We start from the raw sequence: 26135 nt of genomic DNA, 5'->3' as shown, positions 1-26135 counted from the left end.
AATACTATTTTTTTGCTTATAAGAAACAAAAATCCATTTATTTTTTCTTTATCAGTACAGGTTCAATATCGATCTCATAACCAGAATAAAAAACCTTACTTGGACTGTATTCTCTTTTTGTCACTAAATGTTCCGTATTAAATTGAATATCAACTCGTGGAAAAATTTTATTAGTCACAAAGACATGATTTTGTTTAAGGTTTAAATTAAACGTGATTTGTTCTTTTTTTAATGTCGCTCTTAAAGTACTTAAATCTTGGTTAGATTTTTCTTTTGAACGAAGGATTTTTTCAGCTAATTCAGGTGATTGTCGTTCAATATTTATCTGCTCAATTTTAATGATTTGTGCATTGATATCATCACAGTGCTTTTGTAGTGAGTGAAGAGTTTCTTTTTGATTACTGAAATCGTGAAAAGCGTGAACTTTTGTATAAGCGCCTCCTTCAATACCTAGATTCGCTGTTTTAATTAGGCCATTTGCTGTAGCGCTTCCGCCACTAATTGTTCCGTGTTTTTCTGATTTATCGATAACAAAAATAGAGCCTAGAGATTCAAGTTCGCAGTGATTTGAATGCAATGCAATATGAATATCGTTGTGTGCCATTATATGTGCATTTTGAGCGAGTTTTGTGGTTACTCTACCTTCTGCTGTTATGCGGCATATTAAAGCTTCTCCATCAGCGACAGGCCGTCCAATGATCCCATTCATCACGGTGACATCACCTTTAGCATTGACCTCTGCATTCTCGATAAAGCCACCAACGGTAATATTTCCTTCTGCTGATACTTTCATCCCTGGTTCAATGTTTTCTTGAACAAAAATACTGCCATTAAATGAAACGTGGCCTGATGTCGCATTCACATTTTTTAGGGTTAGAAGATTATCAACCGTAACGCCAGAAGCATGAATTAAAGGCGAGCCATCGATATCGGAAATCAATATATTTGAATCAGAAGGAGAGATTGAAGAACCTGGATAAAGCTGAAAATCAGAATCAATGCCAGAAGCCGCAATGATACTTTTTCCTGTTATTGTAAGGCCGTTTTTTCCTAGTGTGGCAGGGATTTTTTCCATTAACGGTGTGTTTTTTTTAACACTAATAACTTCTCCTAGATCTCGCATATCAACATGGCCATCATCCATTTCTTGTGGTTGTAATATACGTTCTAGAATATTAGGTACAAGAGACTTAAACTGCGCATCTTGTCCTGCTATTGGTGCTTGGCCGACAGCAATGATGTTTGAAATTGTTTCCCCTGGATTAAGAACTTGGCTTTTTAACAATAGATTTTTAAGGTTATCTTTATTTATACCCTTTAAAATATGTTTATTTGTTAATGCTTCTATTATTAATGGGCCGCGTAATGGTATGCCACCATAAGCACCAGTTACGGTCATGGTCGCGGTCATTTCATCTTCTTGCATATCGATAGATAACTGCGCATCTAAACGTTGTGAAATGAGAAGACCATTTAACTCAGATATACTTCCTTTTTTTATCGAAGAAATAATATTTTCTATTTCATTATCAAATAGATAGTATTTTTCTACCCCCATATTTTTTAAAGCTTGGTGGATATGATGCGCTTCGATTAGGTGGGGTAATTCGATGTTTTCAGGAATCACAAAATGTACGGTAGATTTGTCATCCGATAAGATTAAGAACTGCTCAATCATATTCTCTCCAAAGAAACTTTTTATAGCATATTGGAGAGGATATTATCACTTATAGCGTATAGGGTTTAGATTAAGTGTTGTAAGTGCAAACCGATTCACAATTATATAAAATTACCCATTAAGTTTCCCTACTAATTCAAGAACTTCGAAATAAGGTTGGGACTCAAATTTAGCAAAACCAGCCATTTTGTTGGCTTTTATCTTTGTGGTTAATGGTGTGGGAATACCACATAAAAAACGAGCAAAAACGGCGTTGGCTAACGGTTCTTTACTGTTATTTTGTAGCTCTTGGCACCACCATTTTACTTGTTCATCATCTGCAATGAAATGCGTATAGCCTCTTGGTAAGACTGCCGCTTCAGAGCGACAAGCTGAACAGTGTCCACATTTCTCTGGTGCATTAAAATCGGCAAAATAACGTGCTAACTCATGGCTGAGGCAAGTCTTTGTTTCAAAGAAATCGAGCATTGCATGAATTCGGTTTATCTCATTCTGCTCTTTATTTTTAAACAGTTGGTGCTGCTCTTGAGCTAAAACATGGGTGCTTTCTACCTTGTTTAGAATTTGATAAACCTCTGTGACTTGTTTACTTTCCAGTTCAATCCAACCTTGCTCATGAAAATAATCCAATGCCGCAACGACACGTTTACGTTCACCTCTGTAACCCATCCACAATGCATCAAAATCAACCGTGTGCCATGTTTTGGCTTTTGGAGAACACTGAAAAATAGTAGATACAAATTGCTGACGCTCAGTTTGAAACTTAGCAATAATGTCATTAATAGAGATTAGTGTTTTAAAGCGATAATCAGCATAGTAGCTGTATTTTGCTTGAATGATGTGTTTTAGCTCTAAGTACACCAATAAGGTTTTTAAAGGCAATTGGCGAACATTGCTGTCTTTAGATAAACGCAGTAATTGAGTTTCCCACGTTTCTGATGACTTATAGATGTCATCCAATACATATTGAATCGCTTCTCTATCAGGAGTATCACCATAAACAAAGTTTTCTAATACATTTAAACCTGAGGTATTGGCAAGAACGGTACAAAATGAGAGCTTGCCATCTCGCCCGGCACGACCAATTTCTTGCGAGTAGTTTTCAATGGATTTAGGTAAATCAAAGTGAATGACTTGGCGAATATCAGATTTATCCACACCCATACCAAAAGCAATAGTAGCGACAATACAATTAATATCGCCATTCATAAATTGGTGTTGAATAGATTCTCTAATGTCGTATTTTAGTCCGGCATGATAGGCTTTGGCTTGAATACCATTTGATTGTAACCACTGAGCCACATTTTCAGCCGTTTGCTGAAGGGTAACGTAAACAATACTTGCCTGATTTGGCTTTTGTTTTAAGGTGGCAAACAGTGCTGATCGTTTCTGCTCTTCTTCTACAGGTATAATTGAGATATCTAAGTTAGGGCGATAGAAGCCGGTGATCACCACATTCTCTTTTGCAATGTTAAACTTCTTCCCCATGTCTTCAATAACCGCTGGCGTTGCTGTTGCGGTTAATAGGAGTACTTGAGGTATATTCAGTTCTTCACAATCTTGTGGCAACTTTAAATAATCAGGTCGAAAGTTATGGCCCCACTCTGAAATACAGTGCGCTTCATCGACAACAAGTAAAGAGATATTGATTTGAGCGATAAACTGGCGGAAGCGTTCGTTTTTTAATCGCTCAACAGAGATCATTAAAATATTAATCTCCCCATTTCTTACCCCTTGTAAGATCGCTTGAGTCTCCTCACGAGTTTGAGTCGAATCAATCGATGCAGCAGCAATACCTTTGCTTTTAAGAAACGTAATTTGGTCTTTCATTAAGGCAAGCAAAGGGGAAATTACGAGGGTTAGATTAGGCAATAAAAGAGCAGGTAGCTGATAGCATAATGATTTACCTGAGCCGGTAGGAAAAATAGCCGCAGACGAGTGGCCATTGAGGACCTTCTCGATAACGTGTTGTTGACCACCTCTTAGAGAGTCAAAGCCAAATACCTCTTTTAATGTCTGCTGATAATTCATTAATAATCTACCTTTTTTCTCATACTTTTAGTTTGGCCACGTTGGGTTTTGTTATCCACTCGTTTGCGTTGAGAACTGCGTGTTGGTTTTGTTTCTCGGCGCGCTTTTTGAGTTTCTGCTGCTGATAATATTAATGCTTTTAGACGCTCAAGCGCATCATCTCGATTTTTTTCTTGAGTTCTAAATTGTTGTGCTTTGAGCACGATAATGCCTTCTTTAGTGATACGGCTATCTTTCATTTTTAATAGACGCTCTTTATAGAAGGCAGGTAACGTTGATTTTGCAATATCAAAACGAAGATGAATGGCACTTGAGACCTTATTCACATTCTGTCCACCCGCACCTTGAGCTCGAATCGCAGTCAGTTCAATTTCCCAATCGGCTAATTGGACTTGGTTTGAAATGGTTAGCATGTAATAAACCTATGATCGTTGTTCTAATAGAGGGTATACTATCAGTTAGCGTCAATGCGCACCATTTTCAATACAAAGGTAATTCCATGAGTGTAAAAGAAGAGCTGCAAAAAATTCATCACCGTCTAGATCGTTGTAAGAACCGTTTAGCGGCAGCAGAAAAGCGCGATGATAAGCCTGTCGTTAAGCAATTCTTGCAGGAAATTCAAACACTAGAAAAGAAAATCACTAAGCTAAAAGGTAAGCAGCAATACGAAATGGGCAACAAGGGTACTGAAGTTCGTAACCTTGAGTTCAAGCGTGCTATTACTAAAGCTGAGCAAGCTGATATGGGTAAACTGAAAAAATCGGTTCGCGGTTTAGTCGTTGTTCACCCAATGACAGCGCTTGGCAAAGAGCTAGGACTTAAAGAAATGACAGGATTCGCACCACAAGCGTTCTAATCACTTTTCATTTCAAACTCAAAACACAAGTACGTGTTGAAATATAAATAGCCATGATATCGTTAAGAGCATGGCTATTTTTTTAAGTAATTCATTCATACATCAGCTATGATGTCCGCTATTATTCATTATCAGAAAATTACATGACTCACTCTAAATCTGCTCCTACAAAAACACCGATGCACCCTCGCAATAAACATAATGCTAATTATGATTTTCCTGCGTTGATTGCAACATCTCCTGAACTGAAAGCATTTGTTGAAACGAATCAATATGGTAATGAATCAATCAACTTTTCAGATCCTCTTGCTGTTAAAGCATTGAACAAAGCACTGTTAGCGCATTTCTATGATGTACCATTTTGGGATATTCCAGAAGGTTACTTATGCCCACCAATCCCAGGTCGTGCAGATTACATTCATAACATTGCTGATTTACTTGCAATCACTAATGACGGTGAGATCCCAACAGGTAAAAACGTGCGTGGTTTAGATATCGGTGTGGGTGCTAACTGTGTGTACCCTATCATTGGTCACCGCGAATACAAATGGAACTTTGTTGGTTCTGATATTGATCTTCAAGCGCTTAAAATGGCGTCGTTTATTGCAAACAATAACCCAAGTCTGAAGAAGGGTATTGAGTGTCGTCAGCAGAAAAATGAAGAGAATATCTTTAGAGGTATTATCAAGCCACAAGATGAATTTGCGTTCACCATGTGTAACCCTCCGTTCCATGCATCAGAAGCAGAAGCAACAGCAGGGTCTGAGCGTAAACAACAGAATCTAGCGACAAATAAATCGAAGAAAGGTCACGCTTACAATGAATTAAAAGGCGTGAAAAAACTGAATTTCGGTGGCCAAAAAGCAGAGCTTTGGTGTGAAGGTGGTGAATTAGCATTCATTACTAAAATGGCAAAAGAGAGTTGTGAATTTGCACTGCAAGTTCAATGGTTTACGACATTGATTTCTAAGAAAGAAAACGTAGAAGCTTTACATCAAGAGCTTGCACGATTAGGTGTTAAAACGATTAAGACAGTTGATATGGCGCAAGGTCAGAAAATCAGCCGTTTTGTGGCATGGACATTCCAAGCTAATGTAAATTTGTAAGCTTTTAGATACTGATTTTATTCTTTATCTATCAATAGGTTAGTTATAAAGCGTTTCTAAATTTGACTAAACGTAAATTGCAGACACATTCAGTAACAATCTCTGCGATTTAACATTAATAATTTCAATCATTTAGCTGTCAGAATACACAGAATTTGACAGTTAAATGGTTATTTTATGAAATCAAAAACTCTTCTTGCTTCTTTAATTAGTGCGGCCTTTCTTGTCGGTTGCAGTGATGAAGCAGCGACAAAAACAGCACCTCCTGCCCCTCTTGTAGCAACCCATACCGTAGAGTCTATTCAATATCAACAAGGTAAAACTTATATTGGCCGTATTGAAGCGATGGAAGATGCGTCTATTGTTGCTCATGTTTCTGGTTATATTCAGTCTCGTTCATTTAAAGAAGGCCAAATGGTTGAGAAAGGCGATGTACTTTTTCAGATCGATCCTTCTACCTTTGAAGCGCAAGTAGCCAATGCCAAAGCGGGCATCACTCAAGCGAATGCAGCATTAAAAAAAGCACAACTTGATTTCCAGCGTGGTAAAAACCTACTTCCTAAAGGCAACATTAGCCAAGCTGAATTCGATGGCTTAACCGCACAACTATTAAGTGGTGAAGCACAAGTTGAGTCGGCTCAAGCGCAATTAAAATTGGCAGAAGTTAACCTTTCTTACACCACCATTATCGCCCCATTTTCAGGACGTATTAGCGACAGTAAAGTCAGCATCGGTGATTTGGTTTCACCGGCTTCTGGTGTATTGACTACTTTGGTGAGTTTAAACCCAATTCACACCCGTTTTACCATTAGTGAGCGCGAACGTTTATTAATGGGGATCGATCAAGTGAAAGGCGATGGTGATGGCGCATCAAGCCAAGTTGAAGTCGTTCTGAATCTTGAGAATGGTAAAGAATATAATCATTTAGGTAAGATTGACTACATTGGTAACCGTATCGACCAAACCACAGGTACGTTAACACTTCGTGCATTGGTTCAAAACCCTGATTTCACCTTGCTTCCGGGTCAGCATATCAACGTAAATCTACGAGAAAAGAAACCAACTGACGTCATTGTTACGCCTCGTCGTGCGGTGCAAAGTGACTTAGAAGGCAGCTTTGTGATGGTACTGACAGAAGGAAATATTGTTGAACGACGCAATGTTACCTTGGGTAAGCAACTGCCAGAAGGGGTGATTATCAGCTCTGGTTTAGATGCGAATGAGCAAGTGCTAGTGAAAGGATTACAACGTGTAAGAAATGGCGTTCAGGTTCGTCTAGAGAACGCGGAGTCTTAATATGTTAAGTCGATTTTTTATACAGCGTCCAAAGTTTGCTCTGGTTATTTCTATTATTCTCACTCTTGCCGGAGCCATTTCTTTAGCTATTCTTCCTGTGGCGGAATACCCTAAAATAAGTCCACCTTCAGTAAGCGTTAATGCGTACTACACAGGGGCAAGTGCAGAGGTGGTTGAGCAAGCCATTGCCGATCCGATAGAAACCTCGGTCAATGGGGTTGAGGATATGATTTATATGTCCTCAAAAAGTGCCAATGACGGGTCGTACTCTCTTAACGTTACCTTTGATGTGGGCACTGATCCTGACATGGCTCAGGTCAACGTTCAGAATCGGGTTGCGCAAATAGAATCTAAACTGCCACAAGAAGTTCGCATGGTAGGTGTGACGGTTAAAAAGCGCTCTCCTGATCTTTTAATGGTACTGAACTTCTACTCGCCTGATGGTAAGTATGATGACCAATTTTTAATTAACTATGTAAACCTAAACATTAAAGATCAGCTAGCTCGTGTTACGGGTATTAGTGAAGTTGGTGTACTTGGTGGTGGTGAATACGCAATGCGTGTTTGGCTCGATCCAGATAAAATGACCAACTTAGGGTTAACTACCTCTGATGTTCATGCCGCATTAGCTGAACAAAACGTACAAGTTGCGGCGGGTAAAATTGGTGCTGCGCCTTATGCCAGTGCACAAGATGTGCAGTTTAACTTGGTGACAAAAGGACGTTTAGAATCAGTTGAAGAGTTTGAAAACGTCGTACTTCGTGCAAATAACGATGGGTCATCAGTTTATCTAAAAGACATTGCGCGTGTTGAGTTAGGTAAGAAATTCTACGACGGTAATGGCCAATTTAGAGGAAAAGACGCCTCTATCGTAACGCTGTCTCTGCAATCGGATGCCAACGCATTAGAGAGTGGAAAAGCGGTAATGGAGATGCTTGAAAAGCTTAGTGCGACTTTCCCTGAAGGCTTGGCGTATGAAACCAGTTATGACACCACGCTGTTTGTTGCAGAATCGATTAAAGGGGTAGTAAAAACCCTAATTGAAGCGATTCTATTGGTTATTGCTGTGACCTACCTGTTCTTGGGCAGTGCGCGTGCAACGCTAATTCCAGTTGTTGCAATCCCAGTATCGTTAATTGGTACCTTTGCTGTGATGCTTATGACCGGGTTTACCATTAATACCGTAACCTTGTTTGGCCTTATCTTGGCCATTGGTATCGTGGTGGATGACGCCATTTTGGTTATCGAAAACGTCGATACCATTATGAAGCGTGATCCGTCATTAAGCCCAAGAAAAGCCACGTTAATCGCGATGAAAGAAGTAACAGGCCCAATCATTACCTCTACTTTGGTTTTGCTTGCGGTGTTTATTCCTGTTGCAATGCTTCCGGGTATTACTGGAATCATGTATCGCCAGTTCGCATTAACCATCTGTATTGCGGTAATTATCTCATCAATTAATGCGTTAACGCTTTCTCCTGCACTGTGTTCTTTGGTGCTAAAGCAAGGTGGAGATAATACGGCTCGTTGGTTTAAAGCCTTCAACCGTGGTTTAGATAAAGTTACTAATAAATACGGTGAAATTGCGGGTTTCTTTGTTCGAAAAACAACGATCTTGATGGTATTTTTTGCCGTAGCGCTTGGCTCGGTGACTTACCTTGCGAAAAATACGTCAACGGCATTCGTTCCTCAAGAAGATAAAGGGATCTTGCTGGTTAACGTGCAGTTGCCTGATTCCGCATCACTTTCTCGTACTGAAGAGGTGTCAGCCAAAGTGCTTGAGATCTTGAATCAAGAGCAGGGTGTTGATGGCGTTACTATTGCCAATGGTTATGCATTCTTAACGGGTGCTGCTGCATCAAATGGCGCGTCATTGTTTGTGAAATTAAAGCCTTGGGATGTTCGTAATGACATGGAGGGAGATAACTCGTCATTCGCTATCACGAATCGTATCAATGCCCGTGCCGCAATGGAATTACCAGAAGCGGTGATTTTCGCGATGGGTGCGCCAGCGGTTCCGGGGATGGGCGCAGCTTCTGGTTTTGAATTTGTGTTAGAAGATACGCTAGGTCGTAATCGTACGGATTTAGCGAATGTAATGAATCAAGTGATTCAAACGGCCAACCAACAGCCTGAAATTCAATACACATTCAGTACGTTCCGTGCCAATGTTCCGCACTACTATGTGGATATTGACCGTGAAAAAGCCAAACAACTTGGGGTATCACTTGGTTCTATTTTCCAAACGCTGCAAGGTAATTTGGGCTCGATGTACGTGAATGATTTTACCATGTTTGGTAAGAACTTCCGTGTCACTATGCAAGCTGATGGGCAGTACCGTAGCAGTATGGATGATTTGGATAAATTTCACGTGCGTGCAAGCTCGGGTCAAATGGTGCCACTAAGCACATTAGTGACTTATGACACGGTATTTGAACCCGATGTAGCGTGGCGTTACAACATGTACCGTTCAGCCGTTATTCAAGGTCAACCTGCCGCAGGTTATTCAAGTGGTGATGCGATTGCTGCGATGGAGCGTGTTGCCGCTGAGGTGCTTCCTCACGGCTACCAATACGAGTGGACAGGCATGGCTTACCAAGAAGTGAAAGCGGGTAACCAAGCGATTTATGCGTTTGCTTTAGCGCTGATCTTTATCTATCTATTCATGGTGGCACAGTACGAGAGTTGGAGTATCCCTCTGGCGATTATCCTTGTGGTTCCTGTGGCGACATTAGGCTCCTTTGTGGCCTTGAATTTAGCCGGAATGCCATTGAATCTATACGCTCAAATTGGCTTGGTTCTCTTAATCGCACTGGCCGCAAAAAATGCCATATTGATTGTAGAGTTTGCGAAAAACGAGCGTGAAGAGAAAGAGACAGATTTAGATAACGCATCGGTGAATGGTGGTCGTTTACGATTCCGCGCGGTAAACATGACATCGTGGTCATTTATTCTAGGTATTTTGCCATTGGTGTTTGCATCAGGAGCCGGTTACATCAGCCAAAACTCTCTGGGTGTGTCACTGATTGGCGGCTTACTGTGCGTGTTATTGGTGGGTACATTACTTATCCCTGGTTTTTATGCCATGGTGCAACGTCGTCGTGAGAAACTGCATGGCGGAAGTACCAAGCTTGTTCACATTGATGATGAGTAATTTTTCAGTAAATCACTGAGTGATTAAACCAAAAGGGGCCTTCGTGGCTCCTTTTTTATTTACAAAAAGAGTGATATTAACCTCTCATTTTGAACTAGAGTGGTTCGGTTCCCATAATGCTAAGGTATATACTCTTTTGTCATTATCTCGCCTCAGCGCATTCTATTATCCAATTTATTCTGAGTACTTATCAATGCAAAAACAGAACGTAAAATTTATTGCTACCGATATGGATGGCACATTACTTAATGAGCACAGCCAGTTAGACCCAAGTTTTTTTGATCTTTATCAGCAATTAGAAGACAAAGGTATCATGTTTGCTGCGGCGTCTGGACGTCAGTACTACAGCTTATTAGAAACCTTTGAGCCAGTGAAAGATAGCATGATGTTCATTGCTGAAAACGGCACGTTAGTGATGCATAAAGGCCAAGAGCTTTACAGTTGCACGATAGATACACCATCAATCAAAAACATTATTCAAACCGCGCGTTCTATAGATGGAGCACACATTGTATTGTGCGGAAAACAATCGGCTTATATTGAAACTCAAGACCCACAAGCATTAGCTGAGTTTTCTAAGTATTATCAGCGTTGCCAATACGTAGAAGATTTATTAGCAGTGGATGATGAGTTCATTAAAGTCGCTCTTTGTCATTTTGATGGTTCAGAAGAGCATATTAATCCGGTAATAAATGCAGAGTTTGGTCATACACATCAAGTGGTGGTCAGCGCTAAGATCTGGCTCGATGTAATGAATGCGGTTGCCTCTAAAGGCGCGGCGATCAAACATCTTCAAAACACGCTTGGCTTTAGCTTCGAAGAGACAATGAGCTTTGGTGATTACTTAAATGATTTAGAAATGCTACAAGAGAGCTACTATTCTTATGCGATGGAAAACGCACATCAGCAGGTGAAAGAAACAGCACGCTTTATCGCGCCAAATAACAAAGACGCTGGCGTGTTTACGGTGATTAAAGAGCAAGTGTTATAAGCGTTTACTTATCGCATACTCGATATTAAAAAGCCCTAACAACACGTTAGGGCTTTTGTTTTTCTAGTGCATTGAAATGACATTAGAACCATTAAGCTAGGGCTAATTCACCATCATTCTGTTGATGAGAAATAGAATCATCATAGAACTTATTTTTTACAATTTTTGTACCTGCGGTGCCATTAAGAGCATCTAAAGCCAAATGCAAATCGGTAATGATACCAATTGAAATATCGACATTTTCAACATAGTTGATCATCGCATCAATTTTTGGCTGCATAGAGCCTTTATCAAACGCATAACCTTTTAATTCTTCGGTTGTCGCAATGTCTAATTTGATTTGGTTTGGCTTACCGTAATGGAAGAATACCCCATCACCATCGGTCAAAATTAAGAAAAAGTCGGCGGAAATTTGTTGAGAAAGTAACGATGCCGTTGAGTCTTTATCAATAACACAATCAATATTTGAAGTGATGCCATTCTCATCAGTACAAATAGGAATGCCGCCACCGCCACAACAAATAACGATGTTATCGTGCTGCAAAGCTAATGAAATCAATTCACTTTCACGAATATTTTTAGGAGCAGGAGAGGCAACAACGCGTCTAAAGTAGTCACCATCTTGGCGAATAGACCAATCAAACTCTTCAGCAAGTGCTTTAGCTTCTGCTTCTGAATAGACTTGACCTATAAATTTCATCGGGTCGTTAAACGCAGGGTCGGCTTTATCAACATCAACATGAGTAAGAATTGTTGATACGTTACAATCAACACGGTTACGTAATTCTTGCGCAAGCATGGTTGCAATCATCCCTTGGGACTCGGCAACTAAACAGCTAAGAGGATAAGAAGGAACAGCATCAAAGGCATCATTTTGTTGGCTTAATAAACCAACTTGTGGGCCATTTCCATGAACAATAGCAATACGGTAATCTTCACTTAATTTCGCAATAGATTCTGCCGCTACCTTTACGTTTTCAAGTTGATTTTCATAAGAAAGAACCTGGCCACGACGCAATAGTGCATTGCCGCCTAGGGCAATAACAATTGTTGGTTTCATTGTTGTACGACTCATTTTAATTTTCTCAATGCCACATCAGTGCTGTTATCACTAAATAGAGATTCATTTTTTCTCTGTATTTAGCCAGCGTCTATTTATCACAAATCTACCGTGTTCAGCATCACCTTATCTAGAAAGTAAGGGCTGCGAAGACATAGACTGGACATTGAGCGGGGATTCTATACTGGAAATATCAGCAACGCACCGTATTTATTTTATAAATAGAGAATATATGTAAGTAGGTGTTTCTCGGTTGGATAGGTTATATATGGTGGTTTGCTAGTATATTGAGCTATAGTAAGTAGATATACAGATAAATCTTATTTTCTTTTTTGCTAGGCGTAAACAAGAGCCATAAGTTGAATATAGAGAATGTTAACTTATGGCGTTAATCTTGTGTTTGTTGTTCAAAATTAATATTTAGTGGTTTTACGAATTTAGCTTCATCTTGATAGCGATTTCGAGTGTCCCATAAATCAACCGCATGTTGGATATTAAGCCAAAACTCAGGCGTGTTACCCAGTGCTGCAGCCAGTTTTATCGCAATTGGTGCAGTTAAGATCCCACCGTTGATTAAATTACTCACTGTATTTCGGTGAACCCCCATTGCCTCAGCTAATGTTTTTGATGTGATTTCTAGTGGTTCGAGAAATTCGATTTTCAGCATTTCTCCAACGCTTACTGGGCGACGTTTTGTTTTACGCATACGGCCTACCTTAGTATTTATGAGGGTCTAAATAGGTATCTTTAGCTATACCATCATCCCAGCGAAAAATTAATCGATATTGTTTATTTACTCTGATAGAGCACCATTTGCTTAAGTTACCAGCTAAATGCTCGAAACGATTTCCCGGAGGTATACGTAAATCAAATTCAGAGTGAGCGGCATCTAAGATTTCTAGTTTTCTATATAAAGCGTTTTCAATATTTTTAGGAATTAAACGATGGCGTTTGTCCTGCTCATAAAATTGTTCTAACCATTGTTCTTTAAATTCTAATGACATTTTTATCGCACAATACTATTGTGCGCCTGATAAGTGAAAGATTAGCGCACAATCATGCTGTGCACAAGGTTTGATGTAAATTTAAACAATGAACGAGTGCTCATTGTCTCTAATGGTATTAGATTAGTGGTTTATTTTAAGGAGTGTGTGAAAAGGTATTGGCTTGCGAGTGAGCTAAATTAATCGTGTAACTGTGTTTTCTAAAAGTTGGGTTTGGTGCGAGGGAGTTTGAGGATATAAGGAGTGATATCGAAAATAAGTGATTGGCTTAGGAAATAAACAAAACGCATTTCAAGGTGGATCTAATGAATCTTAGGAAATAATTTAGCCATTAAATATCTACTAGGTTACCCCTTAATAGTGATAAAATCGTCGTATCAGAATAACCGAGAAACGCTATGTTTATCCATCATGTTAACGATATCGACTGGCTGGTGATTACCGCTTTTGAAGAACTTAAAACGATGTTTATCGAAGAAGCCGGTGTGATCCCCTCTTGCTTTTCTATTGCCAGCGAATTGAGCTTGATTGATCAAGCTAAGCGCACTTATGGGTATTTGCCTACATTCAGTGGCGTAATCACCGATACAGGCACTTTTCAAAGTCAGGATAACGAAGAAGATTTGCTCCCACAGCTTGCTTGCCTAGTTGAGGGGCGTGGTCGGGTGTTTATCTATCACGGTGGCTTTGTGGCTTTTGTGGATGACGAGCAAACCTTTATTACCAGAATGGACTGAACATTATTCAGTACCAATACCAAGTAACTAAAAAAATAAACAACCCGCCAATCAGCGGGTTGTTTACCATCTGTTCTCTACATTATATCTCATGCATCACGCAGCGACCGACTCATCTCTCGCCATTTTTCTTACCAATACAACTCTTACATTGTCGTATACCCAGTTAAAGGTAAATGCGTAAATGGTGATAAAGATAGTCACGCCAATATCCATCACAAACGCTTCCCAGATGCCTACGTTTAATAAGTAAGCCATCACAGGTACAGTTACGAACAGTAACCCTAATTCAAACAAAACAACGTGGAAGATGCGTAATGAAAGGGTGCGCTGTGTTTTCTCGCCAGTGAAGAATTGATCGAAAATCCAATTATAAATAAAGTTCCAGATCATCGCGATAGTGGCAACGACTATCATGGTTCCTGATAGGGAAGTAACGTCGTGATTAGTAAAAATAGCTAACCCAAGAATAGACAGTGATACCGCCAATACCTCAAATAATACAGCGTGGAAAATACGTTCAGTGGTTTTCATAGCGATGACTCTTAATGATTATTGATACATTTAAAGATAATGAATCAGCGATTATAGAGAGCGAATGAAAGAGATAAAGTTAACAGCCATCACAAATCGTGATAGGTTAAATGCTTAAACTATTTATTGAGTTAATATCATGTACAGTTTCGAGCAATTAAAAATCTTTGTCACCGTGTGTGAGTGCGGTTCATTCTCTGCCGCAGCTCGTCAGTTAAAGCGCGCTCAATCAGGTGTGAGTCAGGCCATTGCCAATTTAGAGATCACCATTAACCAAGAACTGTTTAATCGTGAGAAAAACACGCCTGTGCTAACAGAGAAAGGCAGAGCGTTATTGCCGATTGCTCAATCTATTTTGCATCAACAAAAATACTTTGACCAAAAAGTAGAGTCGCTAGAAAGAGAGCACGAATATGAGTTAGTCATCGCCATTGATGAGAGCTTAATGAATGACGATGTATTACAAATATTGGCGGCATTGGCAGATAAGTTTCCTGTGACGGATTTTGAGATCATCACAACCTCAACTTTTGATGTTGAAGAGTTAGTAAAAAAAGGCAAAGCCCAAGTAGGGATTGTCTATGCAGATGGCGAGCTAAAAGTAGACATGGATTTCTTTACTCTAGGTCATGTGCGCTTTCTGACGGTAGTGTCTCCAGAGCATGAGCTAGCCTGTTTGCCTGTTGTGAATGATGCAGCATTGAAAGGGCACAGACAGTTAGTGCATCGCAGCTCAAAGCGTAAAGAGTTATGGTTCAGTTATGGAATAAGCTCAAAGTTGTGGTACGCCAATACGCATCAAACCTTGATGGATCTTGCTTGTAAAGGAGTGGGTTGGACGATAGTACCAGAGCATGGTGTTGCAAGCTTACTAGAGCAGAATAAACTTGTGGCGCTGCCGATTGCACATGAATTTGATGGTTGGCTTACCCCTATGGGGTGCTTGGTATCGCGTAGTCATGTTTTTGGCCCTGTATTAGAAGAGTTATTGTCCTCTTTACAAACGATTAGCCAAAAAAAACCGCCAGCTCATTATTAATGAACTAACGGTTTATTTACACTGTAAAACGGAACTAAGCGACCTGTTCAGTTTTTACTTGTGTGGTGGCTGTATTTTCACAAAATTCGTGGTGCAGCGCTCGTATAGCGTTTTGATAGTCTTGATCGCTTACTACAAATTGCACGTTTACGTTACGCATAGACGCGTGCAGAGCAACAGGAGTGACGTCATTATTCATCAATGATAAAACCCCTTTTGCTAGTGCTTTGTTAGTATCAATCTGCGAGCCAATCACCGAAATTAATGCCACCATACGACCTTTAATAGAGGCGTTTGGATAGCGTTTTTCTGCTTTGTATAACAGTTTATTGAGATTTTCAGTGCTACCGCCAAGGTAATAAGTAATTGAATTAGCATTCATTTCTTTACCAATTAAACTCACTTGTGCGTCTGAGATGATTTCCATTAACTCATAGCCGACGTTATCTACCTGGCCTACCATTGCTTGATCAAACAGATGTAAGGCAAACACTTTTTCTTTACCTGCAATGATTTCGACTTTGTTGGTTTCTGGCTGGTAATCAGATGAGATTAATGTGCCTTTGTGTTCTGGCTCAAAAGTGTTTTTAATCTGGATTTCAATGTCACTTTCACGAAGCCCTGCCGCAGCATTAGGGTGAATCGCTTCCATTCCTAAGCTTGCTAATTGGTCAGCAACATCGTAATTAGTACGTCCAATCGGGAATACCTTATCGGTGCCTACAACACGCGGATCAGCCGAGCTTAAGTGATATTCTTTATGGATAATCGCCAAATCAGCATGAGTAAGTGATGCGATGCGGCTAAAGGTCATTTCACTGTAACCACGATCGTACGTGCCCATTAAGCCTTCTTTGCAATAGGCATAGCCAGTAACAATTGGTAGCTCTGTGGTGACATCTATATCTTTAAATACATCAGTGATGGTTTCATCTAATGTTCTCGGAGTTTGGTTATCCCAACCAGAGAGATCGACGAACTTCGCGTTAATTCCAACGGTTTTTAGCTTTAATGCCGTGTTAAAGGCACTGTGAGCTTCACCAATAGAAGATAGAAATTCACGCACTTGAGGTAAATAACGACGCAGTGAAAACTGGCCGTATTGACAGGTTTCAAGAATATTAGAAATACAGGTTTTGGCTTCATCAATTCGTGAGCAAATGAACTTATCTGCTCTTAAACGATTTAAAGGATCAATAAAGAGGTGTTCATTGGTTAATAGCATACGATTTTTCACATACTCTAATGCTTCATCCCAGCTATCGTCGCGCTTAGCGATAAGTTTATAAACACCAGGTTTGCCTGTCTTTTTGCACTCAAGTAATGAATCGGTAATGCCACCATAGGCAGAGACCACAAAAACGCGATTATATGGATTCTGAGGGCGAAGAAAGATGTTGTCTAAAACGGCGTCAAACGCAGTCATAGAAGTACCGCCGATTTTTTCTACGGTATAAGTCATGGGTAAATCCTTTTTGACTTTGAGAGGGAGAATCCACTTGAGTCACCTTGAACCCAAGTGGATTTACTACTAACTTAAATAAGCACTAGGGGGAATGAGTGTTTAATCTAAGATAGGGTAGACGCCGTTTTCATCATGAACTTCGGCACCTGTGATTGGTGGATTGAACACGCACGCCATCACCATTTCTTTATCTTTATAAGCACGCAAGTAGTGTTCATCATGCTTATCAAGAATGTACAAGGTGCCCGGTTTGATTGGGTAGGTTTTACCGCCAATGACTTCAATTTCACCTTCGCCACTCATGCAATAGACTGACTCTAGGTGGTTTTTGTAGTGAATATGCGTTTCTGTATCTTGGTAAATTGTGGTGATGTGGAAAGAGAAGCCCATGTTGTCGTCTTTCAACAACATTCTTACGCTTTCCCATGTTTCTGATGCTACGCGTCGTTCGCTATCACGACATTCGTCTAGTGTTCTAACAATCATTGTATCGTCCCTGATTAAGATGCTTTTTTGAAGTGTTTTTCTGCAATATTATCAATTGCGTTTTCAAAGATAGTTAGGCCTTCTTCTAGCTCTGATTCTGTGATCGTTAATGGACAGAAGAATTTCACTACTTCATCAGATGGACCAGCAGTTTCAATGATCATGCCGTTTTTAAAACAATCTTTAGCGATATCACTTGAGATAATGCCATCTTTACACTCAATACCAATCATCATGCCGCGACCTTTTTGCTGAACAAACAATTTAGGGTAGCGTTTTACAGCACGAAGAATGACATCACTGACTTTTTGAGAGCACTGTTTGATGTGTGTTTCAAAATCTGAGTTTGCCCAGTAAATCTCCAGAGCTTTAGCTGCGGTAATAAAAGCGTGGTTGTTACCACGGAAGGTACCGTTGTGCTCACCCGGTTTCCATTCATCTAATTCTGGTTTTAGTAAGACAACCGCCATTGGTAAGCCGTAGCCACCAATGGATTTAGATAATGTAACCATATCTGGTTTAATACCTGATGGTTCAAAACTGAAGAAGGTGCCAGTACGACCACAGCCTGCTTGGATATCATCAACAATCATTAGAATGTCGTTGGCTTTACAAATTTTGCTTAAACGCTGTAGCCATTCATTGGACGCAACATTTAAACCACCTTCGCCTTGTACGGTTTCTAAAAGTACCGCAGCTGGTTTATCTAAACCGCTTGAATTATCAGATAGCATGGTTTCAAACAGATTAAGACCATCGATGTCGGCATAACCTTCAAAAGGAATGCGAGTGATGTTGTTTAAACTAAAACCTGCACCTTGGCGGTGGTGTTGATTACCTGTTGCTGCAAGTGCACCAGCAGTACAACCGTGGAAGCCATTAGTGAAGGCGACAATGTTAGTTCGGTTAGTGACTTTACGTGCCAGTTTTAAAGCGGCCTCAACGGCATTGGTTCCGGTAGGACCGGTAAATTGAACTTTATAATCTAGATCTCTAGGTTCTAGGATGTAATTATTCAATGCATTCAAGAAAGTGGCTTTTGCACTTGAGTGCATATCTAAGCCATGCGTAATGCCATCATTTTCGATGTATTCAAGTAAAGCTTGCTTTAAGACTGGGTTGTTGTGACCGTAGTTGAGTGATCCGGCTCCAGCAAGGAAGTCTAGGTAACGTTCGCCGCTTTCGGTTTCTAGCCAACATCCTTTTGCTTTTTGGAAGACAACTGGAAAACTGTTTGAGTATGAACGTACTTGTGATTCTTGCTTCTTGAAAATATTCATGATGAGTCCGTTTATGATTCCTATTTTATTTTAGAGCGATACGATACAAATATTCAGTATCGTGTTTGCCTTTGAAATGGGCTTCTTTGTCTAGAAACGTGGTTACCTTACCTTGGTCACCGTGTTCGGCATCCAGCTTTTTAAATAGCGACCATGAAGCGGTATTGGCTTTGGTGATGGTTGTTTCTACGAATTCGGTATGTTTGATGTTTTTGCGCTGTAAAAGCTCATTTAGCATTGAGTAAGCTAAACCTTTACCTCGGTAGCGAGGAGAGACAGCGACTTGCCAGATGAATAATGTTTTTGGGTCATCAGGCTTATGGTAACCAGAGATAAAACCAGCAAGGTTGCCGTCTTTCTCTGCTAAAACGCAGGTCTTACTGAAATGGGTAGATTGGAGAAAATTGCAGTATGAAGAGTTGATATCAAGAGGAGGACACTCGGTGATCAATGCGTAAACATCGTCACCGTCTGTCCTTGAAGGTTCTCTAAATGTCCATTTTTTGCTGGGTTCAATATCCATGCTTGAACACAAGATTCTGGGCGCTGCAATAGTCATATGTAAATACATATCCTTTGTACTCTAATTAAATTCATTTTTATTATGGGCATTTTCAGAGGTGTAAAGGCAAGTCAATCACAATAAAAGCGTGTTTATTAGCCTATTAATGCGACATTGATCACATATGTATGCTTTTATTTAGTTAGAGTGCTACGTATTTGTTTGTGTAAAGTGGATGAGATCCTGGCTTTTTTATAAAAAAACTATCTTACTTGTGCAATTTCGTTTTTTCTTACCAAATATTGCATTTGCTCAAGCGAGTGTTGATTTAATTAACGCAAGACAACAGGCTTTTGTACATATCGAAAATCAATCAGAGCAAGTAGAGGACATGCTTGATGAAGATGATCCTAATTGGAATGAAATTGAGTCGGTCAGTCATGAACTTTATAAACATAGCCAATTACTAAGCACGGCATTTCCTGAAGGTAGCCAAGACGGCAGTAAAGCAAAAGAAGCGGTATGGGGTAAACCTGAAAAATTTAATCAATTAATGCAAGAGATGGATAGTGGCTTTGTTCAACTTTATCAAGCAAGCCTGAAACAAGATAAAGAAGCGGCAAAAACGGGTTTAGAGCAAGCACAAGATACGTGTAATGTGTGTCACCGTTCTTACCGTTCACGCTTTTAAGTTAAAAAAAGGGTTGAAGATATGCCTCTTCAACCCTTTTTTACGTTTTAGCTCTGTAAATTAGTTAGTCAGTGCTAACTTAGCCCCAAAGCCCACTAATAAAGAGCTTAGACCGTATTTCAAGATATTTGAAAATGTTTTGCTCTCCGCAATGACAGTTCTGAACTTGGCTGAAAAAATGGCAACACAAGTAAACCATAATAGAGCGATAACGGCGGTTGTAATACCAAGCATTCCGATCATTAAAGGTGATGATGTCTCTGGAGTTAAAAACTGAGGAATAAAAGCAACAAAGGTCAAACATACTTTTGGATTGAGGGCATTGGTTAGAATACCTTGGCGAAATACTTTCATATCAGATGTACGATTAGTTGTTTCTACTTGGCCAAAGCCGCCTTTTGCTGTGAACATTTTAAATCCGATATAACACAGATAAGCGGCACCTATGTATTTAATCACCATAAATGCGGTTGCTGAAGACAGCAGTAGTGCACTTAAGCCAACAACAGCTAAAAAGGTATGAAAAAGCACACCTGTGGCAATACCCACAGCGGCATAAACCCCTGTTTTGGCACCACCGCCTAAGGCTCTTGAAAGAACGTAAAAGAAATCGGCGCCGGGCATCGCACAAAAGGCGAACATCCCTGCGATAAAAAGAAGGTAAGTTTCAATGCTCATAAATAATTCCATGTACTGCTGCATTTGGTATTAAGGGCTATGATTAAGCCCATTTTCATATGTGAATCATGGGTAATTTACTGCTTATTTTGAACGAAAGAAATCATTATTCTGAGACTTCTAATAAATAGTCTTCAACTTGTTCAGATAGCCAGTCAATAATCACACCACGAGGCATGTTCGTTTTGGTCATTTCTGCGAAAGATTGCCAGTTCATTGCACGGTTATGTTTGAGAACCTTTAACGTACCATCACGTAAATACTCATTAATTAATAATGCAGGGACTGACGACCATCCCGTTTTATCTAATACCGCATCACGAAGGTGCTCATAAAAAGTAAGTGCAATGTATTTGCTGGATGTTGGCTCAAATACCATTAGTTCATCATCATCAATGTAATTAACGATGATTTCTGTGTGGCTTTCCAAATCTGTCGGGCTTACTTTTCGTAGTCGGCTTAGTGGGTGTTCTTTATGTGCTACCGACATCATACGAATTTGTCCCAGCTCATTTTGTTGAACATGCAGAAGTTGGCTATTTATAGGTAATATCCCATAGGCCACATCAACGACATTTTGCTCTACCATTTCTTCAAGCTCTGGTGATGGAGCAACATAAATAGAGATGCTGGTGTTTGGGAATTTTCGGCTCATGCGAGTTAAAATATCACGCCAAATGGGTTCAGGCAGTGAGTCATCACGAACAACACGAATAGTTGAAGCAATGCCTTCATTGTATTGTAAGCACTTACTTATAATATCGTTGCTAATAACCATCATACGTCGGCAGTCATTAACGATTGATTCACCTATTTCGGTAGGGGTAATACGGTTGCCAGTACGAACTAATAAGGTTACTCCTAGCTCATCTTCAAGGGTGCTAAGAGCCGCACTGACAGTGGTTCGACTTTTTTGAAGCTTACGAGCCGCTTCTGCAATAGAGCCTAATTCGACCGTATATAAGAGCATTTCAATCTGACTGGTTTTCATGAACATTTCTCACTAATTTATACAACGCTAAACTAAGCGACGAATAACCTGACGCTGACTGATTATCCTATCACCAATTTTGTCTATATTATGCGTTGTATATATAAAAAAGACGAAAAATAAGTCGAAGGGGTAAATTATGTCATATTCAATTCATAAAGAGAGGCAGTTATTGCTTATCTCTACATTTTCAGCGTTATTGTTTGCCATGATAGGCATTACATTGGGTTCATTGATCCATTCATTAGTGATTATTTTTGATGGTGTGTATTCACTTGTCAGTTTAGGGCTCACTTTAGTGTCGCTTGCTGCTGTGATGTATATTCGAAAAGAAGAAGTAGCGAAAAACATTAAGCGCGTTAAGGTAATTGAGTTTTCAGTGATTTTACTAAAGGGGATCGCAATTACCTTAATGTGTGTACTGTCGTTTATTTCTGCAGTTGAAGCGATTATGGATGGTGGTCGAGAAGTGAATACAGGTATCGCATTAGCTTTTGGTGTGTTTAGCATGATTGGTTGTTACACCAGTTATTGGGTAATGAAAACACAAGGTCGTGCTGTTAACTCGGCATTAATTGAAGCTGAAGCAAAGCAATGGTTAATGGATACTGTGATCAGTGCTGCTGTATTTATTGGTTTTATGGTAGCGAAATTGTTGTTGTTAACATCTCACGCGCATTATGCTGAGCTTGCTGATCCGGTGATGGTTGTTCTTGCCTCAATCTATTTTATTATTGTTCCAGTAAAAATGATCATTAGTTCATCAAAACAACTACACCAATTGAACCGAGATGGTGTTCTAGCAAAGTATTCACACGCCTAAGTTCGTTCATCTTTAGGCGTGTCCATCACCACTAAGGTGCCAATTGAGTTGACCTGAGAGATCTCCCCAAGTACGTTTGAATGAAACTGCTTGTAGGATGCGAGACTCTCAGTCTCAACTCGTAATAAATATTCATTTGCTCCCGTAATATTGTGGCACTCTGTCACTTCTTTCGATTCCATGATCTGTTCTTCAAAATCTTTTTGCGATTTTTTACTGTGATCAGATAATCCAATTGTTACATAAGCAACGAATCCTACCCCACATTTGCTTGGATTTAATATTGCACGATAGCCTTGAATTGTCCCATTTCGTTCTAATTCTTGTACACGACGCAGCGTTGCGGAAGCTGATAATCCAATACGCTCAGATAGCTCCACATTAGTGAGTCGTCCATTCCTTTTTAACTCTTGCAATATTCTTTCGTCAAACCTATCCATTACGATTAATCCTTGCGTATTAATTTTATTTTAAACAAATATAGACAGAAAATTTACTCAGTCTCGCATTAAGATACAAGTAGAATTTATTTTTATAAGATGCTTATTATGGATTACACCTACCTACTTGCTTTAACCACATTTGCTTTTGTTGGCGCGTTTACGCCTGGACCAAATAACATTATGTTGATGACTTCAGGAGCGAATGTGGGCTTTGTTCGTACTATTCCACACATGCTTGGAGTGATATTTGGTTTTGCATTTATGTTGGTTTTAGTTGGGTTTGGTTTAGTTCAAATTTTTCAGACCTACCCTCAATTAGAGATGGCATTGCAGATCATCAGTGCGGCGTATTTACTTTATCTGGCGTATAAAATTGCGAGCAGTAAACCCGTTGATAATATTAATGGTGACTACAAACCGATGTCGTTCCTACAAGCTGCGAGCTTTCAATGGGTTAACCCAAAAGGGTGGTCAATGGCATTATCGGTTATGAGTATTTACGCGACCAGTGCAGATATGTTTAGTGTGTTTCTAATCGCATTTGTGTTTATTTGTATTAATGTGCCTACCGTTAGTTTTTGGACCGTTGCAGGTAAAGAATTACAAAAGAGATTGAAAACACCAAAGCATTTGAAGTTTTTTAATTACAGTATGGCAGGTTTACTTGTCGGCTCTATGGTGATGGGTTTTTAATTGGTTTTCTTTGTTAATCGGGTGTTGCTGTCTTGGATGTGTTATCTTTATGTATATCACTTCTAAATACACGATTAACAAGGGTATTCCTATGTATCGACATTTCTTTTTGCTTCTCATCACTCTTTTTACTTCATTGTCATTGCAGGCAGAAGAAGTGACTTATTCAGAACAAGAGTATTTAGATCGTCCATTAATGGAGCGTTATATTTTAGATGAGCTGAAGGCTTTGCGTACCGAACAACAAGACCTAGAGCGACGTTTAACTATTCAAATTACCGACCGTGAGCTAGCGGTTGCTGATAAATCATTAAATTACTCCAATACAACGGTAACGTACTTTTTCTATGTCATTGCGGCGGTGGCTTCTTTGATTGCATTGATTGGTTGGCAATCATTAAGAGAGATGAAGCAAAATACCAAAGAGATGGCAGATAAGCAGCTCAATAAGATCGCCCAAGATTATGAGAAAAAATTTGTAGCGTTAGAGCGAGATCTAAAACGTAAAACACGAATTATCACTGAGAATAACCGTGAAATTGAAATCATCAATGAAGTTCATAACTTATGGTTGAGAGCTCAAAGTGTTCAAACACCGGAACAGAAAATGGATATTTACGATGAGATCCTAAAAGTAAGACCGGGTGATTTAGAAGCATTAACCTATAAAGCGGATGCGGCAATGGAGATGCGTGAGTTCCATTGGGCATTGAATTTATGTAATCGTGTATTAGAAGTGGATGATCAAAATGCACACGCGCTATTCCAACGAGCATGTGCGTATGCGCAATTAGGGGCTGAAGTGCAAGCCATTGATGATTTGCAACGTTCTATTGAAGCAAGTACTTCTATGCGTGAACTTGTATTAGAAGAGACAGACTTTGACCCATTAAGAGGTTTAGAGCGTTTCGAAACACTATTAGAAGAATATGCAAATAACGTATCTTAAATAGGCATCATTTATTCGCCAAGGTGCTCGAAAATAAAGTCCATAAAGCAACGTACCTTGGCTGACATATGTTTACGACTAGGATAAACCATGAAGATATCAATGGTTAATTCAGGGTAATCAGCAAATAGCTCAACCAGTCTTCCTGTTTCTAATTCATCGGTTAAATGAAAGTGAGGGATGCGTGTTATCCCTTGCCCTGCCAAACATAACGATAACTCCATAAATGAATTGTTAGTGATGACCTGACATTGCAATGGTACAGCAATAGGGTGATTGTCTTTATCGACAAAATCCCAAACAGCGCCTTGTTTTACATACGCATAACCAATGGTTTTATGTTCTGAGAGTTCATTAGGGTGCAATGGTGCCCCGTATTTTTTTAAATAGTTTGGTGACGCAATGGTGATGGCTCTTGATCGTAAAAATCGACGGCTGATCAAGCTAGAATCTTCAAGTTGATGTGATGCACGGAGCGCCATATCAAATCCTTCTGCAACGATATCAATTTTTCTGTCATTTAAGTCTAACTCAAGCGTGATGTCTGGGTATAAATCCGTAAATTTACCAAGAATCGGGCGTAAGCGTGAAAGAGCAAACCCAACAGGGCAACTGACTTTTAATCGACCTTTAGGTTTTTCTTGCTGTCCGGTAATCGCATTTTCAGCCATTTGTGCATCTTCAATCAGCTGTTGGCATTGCTGAAAATAAAGTTCGCCTTCAGGCGTTAGACGTAGTGTTCGAGTTGTACGGTGAAGTAAGCGAACGCCTAAACGCTCTTCTAGTTTCCCTATCTCTTTACTGATGTAGGAGGTCGAATGCCCACTGTTTAATGCTGCTTGGGTAAAGCTGCCGCTGGTCACGACTTCTGAGAAAATGACCATGCCATCAAATAATGCTGAATTAAATGCCATATTTACGTATCTTTAGATTTATTAAGCGTCATATGGAAACAATCATTGCACATTTAGGCTATTAATCAATATCTGTGAATGAATTATAGTTATCCCATCGCAAACAAGAACAATATATTTGAAAAGAGCAGAGCATTAACTACTCTTTTTATTCAAACTGATTATGAAGGTATCCCTATGAAAATTTTAGCATTAGCAGCAAGCAGCAGTTCAACATCAATTAACAAACAATTAGCAACGTATGCAGCAGGTTTAGTGGCTGGTGCTGAAGTGGAAGTGTTAGACATTAATGATTATGAAATGCCTATCTTTAGTGAAGACAAAGAAAAAGAGTTAGGTCAACCTGAGCAAGCGAAAGCTTTTTTCCAAAAAATTGGTGAAGCGGATGCTGTTGTTATTTCTTATGCTGAACACAATGGCTCTTATGCAGCAGCATTTAAAAATGTGTTTGATTGGACATCTCGTATTGATATGAAAGTGTATCAAGGCAAACCTGTTGTAATGCTAGCTACGTCTCCTGGCCCTGGTGGTGCAGCAACGGTATTAGCTGCGGCTACAGGCTCTGCGCCTTACTTTGCAGCAGAGGTTAAGGGCTCACTTTCTGTACCTAGTTTTTATGATAACTTTGATATGGAAAAAGGCGAGTTACGCAACGAAGAGTTGAATGCTGAACTAAAAACGATCATGTCGGCATTATAAAATTTCAGAGAAAGACGAGGGCGTATCCACTTTGT

The 26135-nt window shown here is 39.7% G+C and carries 27 protein-coding genes; 12 read left to right on the top strand and 15 right to left on the bottom strand.

What is annotated here, in order from left to right; all coding sequences use genetic code 11:
* Nucleotides 1-37: 37 nt before the first annotated feature.
* From PVK70_RS15100 to arfB, 3 genes are all read right to left on the bottom strand, one after another.
* Nucleotides 38-1678, bottom strand: coding sequence for a DUF342 domain-containing protein (locus tag PVK70_RS15100; RefSeq protein ID WP_130047063.1), 1641 nt, complete (start codon nucleotides 1676-1678; stop codon nucleotides 38-40).
* 111 nt (nucleotides 1679-1789) lie between these two features.
* Nucleotides 1790-3709, bottom strand: a complete 1920-nt coding sequence (locus PVK70_RS15095; protein ID WP_130047062.1) for a RecQ family ATP-dependent DNA helicase — start codon at nucleotides 3707-3709, stop codon at nucleotides 1790-1792.
* Nucleotides 3709-4122 (bottom strand): alternative ribosome rescue aminoacyl-tRNA hydrolase ArfB, encoded by a 414-nt coding sequence (gene arfB / locus PVK70_RS15090; protein WP_130044899.1) that lies wholly within the window; start codon nucleotides 4120-4122, stop codon nucleotides 3709-3711. Before arfB ends, PVK70_RS15095 begins: the two co-directional genes overlap by 1 nt.
* Nucleotides 4123-4208: 86 nt before the next feature.
* Here arfB and PVK70_RS15085 point away from each other — a divergent pair, with 86 nt between their 5' ends.
* From PVK70_RS15085 to PVK70_RS15065, 5 genes are all read left to right on the top strand, one after another.
* Complete coding sequence (locus PVK70_RS15085) at nucleotides 4209-4565, top strand: YibL family ribosome-associated protein (protein ID WP_130047061.1); 357 nt, start codon at nucleotides 4209-4211, stop codon at nucleotides 4563-4565.
* Nucleotides 4566-4708: 143 nt separating this feature from the next.
* Nucleotides 4709-5671 (top strand): 23S rRNA (adenine(1618)-N(6))-methyltransferase RlmF, encoded by a 963-nt coding sequence (gene rlmF / locus PVK70_RS15080; RefSeq protein WP_130047060.1) that lies wholly within the window; start codon nucleotides 4709-4711, stop codon nucleotides 5669-5671.
* A gap of 177 nt (nucleotides 5672-5848) precedes the next feature.
* Nucleotides 5849-6967, top strand: a complete 1119-nt coding sequence (locus PVK70_RS15075) for an efflux RND transporter periplasmic adaptor subunit (protein ID WP_130047059.1) — start codon at nucleotides 5849-5851, stop codon at nucleotides 6965-6967.
* A gap of 1 nt (nucleotide 6968) precedes the next feature.
* Entirely contained in the window at nucleotides 6969-10121 is a 3153-nt protein-coding gene (locus tag PVK70_RS15070; RefSeq protein ID WP_130047058.1) for an efflux RND transporter permease subunit, read from the top strand.
* A 193-nt stretch (nucleotides 10122-10314) separates the two neighbouring features.
* On the top strand, nucleotides 10315-11112 hold the full coding sequence (locus tag PVK70_RS15065; protein ID WP_130047100.1) for a Cof-type HAD-IIB family hydrolase: 798 nt from the start codon (nucleotides 10315-10317) through the stop codon (nucleotides 11110-11112).
* A gap of 91 nt (nucleotides 11113-11203) precedes the next feature.
* Here PVK70_RS15065 and PVK70_RS15060 read toward each other — a convergent pair whose 3' ends face one another.
* The 3 genes from PVK70_RS15060 to PVK70_RS15050 all read right to left on the bottom strand — a co-directional run bounded on the left by PVK70_RS15060 (nucleotide 11204) and on the right by PVK70_RS15050 (nucleotide 13176).
* On the bottom strand, nucleotides 11204-12187 hold the full coding sequence (locus PVK70_RS15060) for a carbamate kinase (RefSeq protein WP_130047057.1): 984 nt from the start codon (nucleotides 12185-12187) through the stop codon (nucleotides 11204-11206).
* A 373-nt stretch (nucleotides 12188-12560) separates the two neighbouring features.
* Nucleotides 12561-12878 (bottom strand): HigA family addiction module antitoxin, encoded by a 318-nt coding sequence (locus PVK70_RS15055; protein WP_105055607.1) that lies wholly within the window; start codon nucleotides 12876-12878, stop codon nucleotides 12561-12563.
* A 10-nt stretch (nucleotides 12879-12888) separates the two neighbouring features.
* Nucleotides 12889-13176 carry a type II toxin-antitoxin system RelE/ParE family toxin gene (locus PVK70_RS15050; protein WP_105055608.1) on the bottom strand — a complete coding sequence of 96 codons (288 nt, stop codon included), beginning with the start codon at nucleotides 13174-13176 and terminating at the stop codon, nucleotides 12889-12891.
* A 398-nt stretch (nucleotides 13177-13574) separates the two neighbouring features.
* Here PVK70_RS15050 and PVK70_RS15045 point away from each other — a divergent pair, with 398 nt between their 5' ends.
* Nucleotides 13575-13913: a cytosolic protein gene (locus PVK70_RS15045; protein WP_130047056.1), complete on the top strand. Its 339-nt coding sequence runs from the start codon at nucleotides 13575-13577 to the stop codon at nucleotides 13911-13913.
* Between the two features lie 96 nt (nucleotides 13914-14009).
* On the opposite strand, the gene PVK70_RS15040 is transcribed toward PVK70_RS15045, so the two are convergent.
* Complete coding sequence (locus PVK70_RS15040; RefSeq protein ID WP_165367174.1) at nucleotides 14010-14447, bottom strand: PACE efflux transporter; 438 nt, start codon at nucleotides 14445-14447, stop codon at nucleotides 14010-14012.
* Between the two features lie 139 nt (nucleotides 14448-14586).
* Here PVK70_RS15040 and PVK70_RS15035 point away from each other — a divergent pair, with 139 nt between their 5' ends.
* A complete protein-coding gene (locus PVK70_RS15035) occupies nucleotides 14587-15486 on the top strand; it encodes a LysR family transcriptional regulator (protein ID WP_130047054.1) in 900 nt (299 codons plus the stop codon).
* Nucleotides 15487-15520: 34 nt separating this feature from the next.
* On the opposite strand, the gene PVK70_RS15030 is transcribed toward PVK70_RS15035, so the two are convergent.
* The 4 genes from PVK70_RS15030 to ectA form a co-directional block, all read right to left on the bottom strand.
* Nucleotides 15521-16948: an aspartate kinase gene (locus PVK70_RS15030; RefSeq protein ID WP_130047053.1), complete on the bottom strand. Its 1428-nt coding sequence runs from the start codon at nucleotides 16946-16948 to the stop codon at nucleotides 15521-15523.
* A 102-nt stretch (nucleotides 16949-17050) separates the two neighbouring features.
* Nucleotides 17051-17437 (bottom strand): ectoine synthase, encoded by a 387-nt coding sequence (locus tag PVK70_RS15025; RefSeq protein ID WP_130047052.1) that lies wholly within the window; start codon nucleotides 17435-17437, stop codon nucleotides 17051-17053.
* Nucleotides 17438-17451: 14 nt separating this feature from the next.
* Nucleotides 17452-18717, bottom strand: coding sequence for a diaminobutyrate--2-oxoglutarate transaminase (gene ectB / locus PVK70_RS15020; protein ID WP_130047051.1), 1266 nt, complete (start codon nucleotides 18715-18717; stop codon nucleotides 17452-17454).
* Between the two features lie 25 nt (nucleotides 18718-18742).
* Nucleotides 18743-19276, bottom strand: coding sequence for a diaminobutyrate acetyltransferase (ectA, locus tag PVK70_RS15015; RefSeq protein WP_165367175.1), 534 nt, complete (start codon nucleotides 19274-19276; stop codon nucleotides 18743-18745).
* Between the two features lie 217 nt (nucleotides 19277-19493).
* Between ectA and PVK70_RS15010 the strand changes: the two genes are divergently transcribed.
* Nucleotides 19494-19910, top strand: a complete 417-nt coding sequence (locus tag PVK70_RS15010; RefSeq protein ID WP_242504734.1) for a c-type cytochrome — start codon at nucleotides 19494-19496, stop codon at nucleotides 19908-19910.
* A 60-nt stretch (nucleotides 19911-19970) separates the two neighbouring features.
* On the opposite strand, the gene PVK70_RS15005 is transcribed toward PVK70_RS15010, so the two are convergent.
* Both PVK70_RS15005 and PVK70_RS15000 read right to left on the bottom strand, forming a co-directional pair.
* Nucleotides 19971-20588 carry a LysE family translocator gene (locus tag PVK70_RS15005; RefSeq protein WP_165367176.1) on the bottom strand — a complete coding sequence of 206 codons (618 nt, stop codon included), beginning with the start codon at nucleotides 20586-20588 and terminating at the stop codon, nucleotides 19971-19973.
* 106 nt (nucleotides 20589-20694) lie between these two features.
* Entirely contained in the window at nucleotides 20695-21579 is an 885-nt protein-coding gene (locus PVK70_RS15000; RefSeq protein ID WP_130047047.1) for a LysR family transcriptional regulator, read from the bottom strand.
* A 139-nt stretch (nucleotides 21580-21718) separates the two neighbouring features.
* Between PVK70_RS15000 and PVK70_RS14995 the strand changes: the two genes are divergently transcribed.
* Complete coding sequence (locus PVK70_RS14995) at nucleotides 21719-22402, top strand: cation transporter (RefSeq protein ID WP_130047046.1); 684 nt, start codon at nucleotides 21719-21721, stop codon at nucleotides 22400-22402.
* Here PVK70_RS14995 and PVK70_RS14990 read toward each other — a convergent pair.
* Nucleotides 22399-22842, bottom strand: a complete 444-nt coding sequence (locus PVK70_RS14990) for an Lrp/AsnC family transcriptional regulator (protein ID WP_130047045.1) — start codon at nucleotides 22840-22842, stop codon at nucleotides 22399-22401. The two genes, PVK70_RS14995 and PVK70_RS14990, sit on opposite strands and share 4 nt — an antisense overlap.
* A gap of 108 nt (nucleotides 22843-22950) precedes the next feature.
* Between PVK70_RS14990 and PVK70_RS14985 the strand changes: the two genes are divergently transcribed.
* Nucleotides 22951-23538 carry a LysE family translocator gene (locus tag PVK70_RS14985; protein WP_130047044.1) on the top strand — a complete coding sequence of 196 codons (588 nt, stop codon included), beginning with the start codon at nucleotides 22951-22953 and terminating at the stop codon, nucleotides 23536-23538.
* A 91-nt stretch (nucleotides 23539-23629) separates the two neighbouring features.
* Nucleotides 23630-24487 (top strand): TPR end-of-group domain-containing protein, encoded by an 858-nt coding sequence (locus PVK70_RS14980; RefSeq protein WP_130047099.1) that lies wholly within the window; start codon nucleotides 23630-23632, stop codon nucleotides 24485-24487.
* Between the two features lie 11 nt (nucleotides 24488-24498).
* Here PVK70_RS14980 and PVK70_RS14975 read toward each other — a convergent pair whose 3' ends face one another.
* Nucleotides 24499-25401, bottom strand: coding sequence for a LysR family transcriptional regulator (locus tag PVK70_RS14975; RefSeq protein ID WP_130047043.1), 903 nt, complete (start codon nucleotides 25399-25401; stop codon nucleotides 24499-24501).
* 177 nt (nucleotides 25402-25578) lie between these two features.
* Here PVK70_RS14975 and PVK70_RS14970 point away from each other — a divergent pair, with 177 nt between their 5' ends.
* Nucleotides 25579-26100, top strand: coding sequence for an NADPH-dependent FMN reductase (locus PVK70_RS14970; protein WP_130047042.1), 522 nt, complete (start codon nucleotides 25579-25581; stop codon nucleotides 26098-26100).
* The last annotated feature ends 35 nt before the right edge of the window (nucleotides 26101-26135 follow it).

The sequence above is a fragment of the Aliivibrio sp. A6 genome (assembly GCF_028765505.1).
In the GTDB taxonomy this organism is placed as follows: Bacteria; Pseudomonadota; Gammaproteobacteria; order Enterobacterales; family Vibrionaceae; genus Aliivibrio; species Aliivibrio finisterrensis_A.
Note: the sequence above shows the minus strand (reverse complement) of the source record. Positions and strands in the feature narration are given on the sequence as shown.

Excerpts from the sequence above, each read along its gene's own strand:
- PVK70_RS15100 (WP_130047063.1), bottom strand. The coding sequence starts at position 1,678 with ATGATTGAGCAGTTCTTAATCTTATCGGATGACAAATCTACCGTACAT.
- PVK70_RS15095 (WP_130047062.1), bottom strand. The coding sequence starts at position 3,709 with ATGAATTATCAGCAGACATTAAAAGAGGTATTTGGCTTTGACTCTCTA.
- arfB (WP_130044899.1), bottom strand. The coding sequence starts at position 4,122 with ATGCTAACCATTTCAAACCAAGTCCAATTAGCCGATTGGGAAATTGAA.
- PVK70_RS15085 (WP_130047061.1), top strand. The coding sequence starts at position 4,209 with ATGAGTGTAAAAGAAGAGCTGCAAAAAATTCATCACCGTCTAGATCGT.
- rlmF (WP_130047060.1), top strand. The coding sequence starts at position 4,709 with ATGACTCACTCTAAATCTGCTCCTACAAAAACACCGATGCACCCTCGC.
- PVK70_RS15075 (WP_130047059.1), top strand. The coding sequence starts at position 5,849 with ATGAAATCAAAAACTCTTCTTGCTTCTTTAATTAGTGCGGCCTTTCTT.
- PVK70_RS15070 (WP_130047058.1), top strand. The coding sequence starts at position 6,969 with ATGTTAAGTCGATTTTTTATACAGCGTCCAAAGTTTGCTCTGGTTATT.
- PVK70_RS15065 (WP_130047100.1), top strand. The coding sequence starts at position 10,315 with ATGCAAAAACAGAACGTAAAATTTATTGCTACCGATATGGATGGCACA.
- PVK70_RS15060 (WP_130047057.1), bottom strand. The coding sequence starts at position 12,187 with ATGAGTCGTACAACAATGAAACCAACAATTGTTATTGCCCTAGGCGGC.
- PVK70_RS15055 (WP_105055607.1), bottom strand. The coding sequence starts at position 12,878 with ATGCGTAAAACAAAACGTCGCCCAGTAAGCGTTGGAGAAATGCTGAAA.
- PVK70_RS15050 (WP_105055608.1), bottom strand. The coding sequence starts at position 13,176 with ATGTCATTAGAATTTAAAGAACAATGGTTAGAACAATTTTATGAGCAG.
- PVK70_RS15045 (WP_130047056.1), top strand. The coding sequence starts at position 13,575 with ATGTTTATCCATCATGTTAACGATATCGACTGGCTGGTGATTACCGCT.
- PVK70_RS15040 (WP_165367174.1), bottom strand. The coding sequence starts at position 14,447 with ATGAAAACCACTGAACGTATTTTCCACGCTGTATTATTTGAGGTATTG.
- PVK70_RS15035 (WP_130047054.1), top strand. The coding sequence starts at position 14,587 with ATGTACAGTTTCGAGCAATTAAAAATCTTTGTCACCGTGTGTGAGTGC.
- PVK70_RS15030 (WP_130047053.1), bottom strand. The coding sequence starts at position 16,948 with ATGACTTATACCGTAGAAAAAATCGGCGGTACTTCTATGACTGCGTTT.
- PVK70_RS15025 (WP_130047052.1), bottom strand. The coding sequence starts at position 17,437 with ATGATTGTTAGAACACTAGACGAATGTCGTGATAGCGAACGACGCGTA.
- ectB (WP_130047051.1), bottom strand. The coding sequence starts at position 18,717 with ATGAATATTTTCAAGAAGCAAGAATCACAAGTACGTTCATACTCAAAC.
- ectA (WP_165367175.1), bottom strand. The coding sequence starts at position 19,276 with ATGACTATTGCAGCGCCCAGAATCTTGTGTTCAAGCATGGATATTGAA.
- PVK70_RS15005 (WP_165367176.1), bottom strand. The coding sequence starts at position 20,588 with ATGAGCATTGAAACTTACCTTCTTTTTATCGCAGGGATGTTCGCCTTT.
- PVK70_RS15000 (WP_130047047.1), bottom strand. The coding sequence starts at position 21,579 with ATGAAAACCAGTCAGATTGAAATGCTCTTATATACGGTCGAATTAGGC.
- PVK70_RS14995 (WP_130047046.1), top strand. The coding sequence starts at position 21,719 with ATGTCATATTCAATTCATAAAGAGAGGCAGTTATTGCTTATCTCTACA.
- PVK70_RS14990 (WP_130047045.1), bottom strand. The coding sequence starts at position 22,842 with ATGGATAGGTTTGACGAAAGAATATTGCAAGAGTTAAAAAGGAATGGA.
- PVK70_RS14985 (WP_130047044.1), top strand. The coding sequence starts at position 22,951 with ATGGATTACACCTACCTACTTGCTTTAACCACATTTGCTTTTGTTGGC.
- PVK70_RS14980 (WP_130047099.1), top strand. The coding sequence starts at position 23,630 with ATGTATCGACATTTCTTTTTGCTTCTCATCACTCTTTTTACTTCATTG.
- PVK70_RS14975 (WP_130047043.1), bottom strand. The coding sequence starts at position 25,401 with ATGGCATTTAATTCAGCATTATTTGATGGCATGGTCATTTTCTCAGAA.
- PVK70_RS14970 (WP_130047042.1), top strand. The coding sequence starts at position 25,579 with ATGAAAATTTTAGCATTAGCAGCAAGCAGCAGTTCAACATCAATTAAC.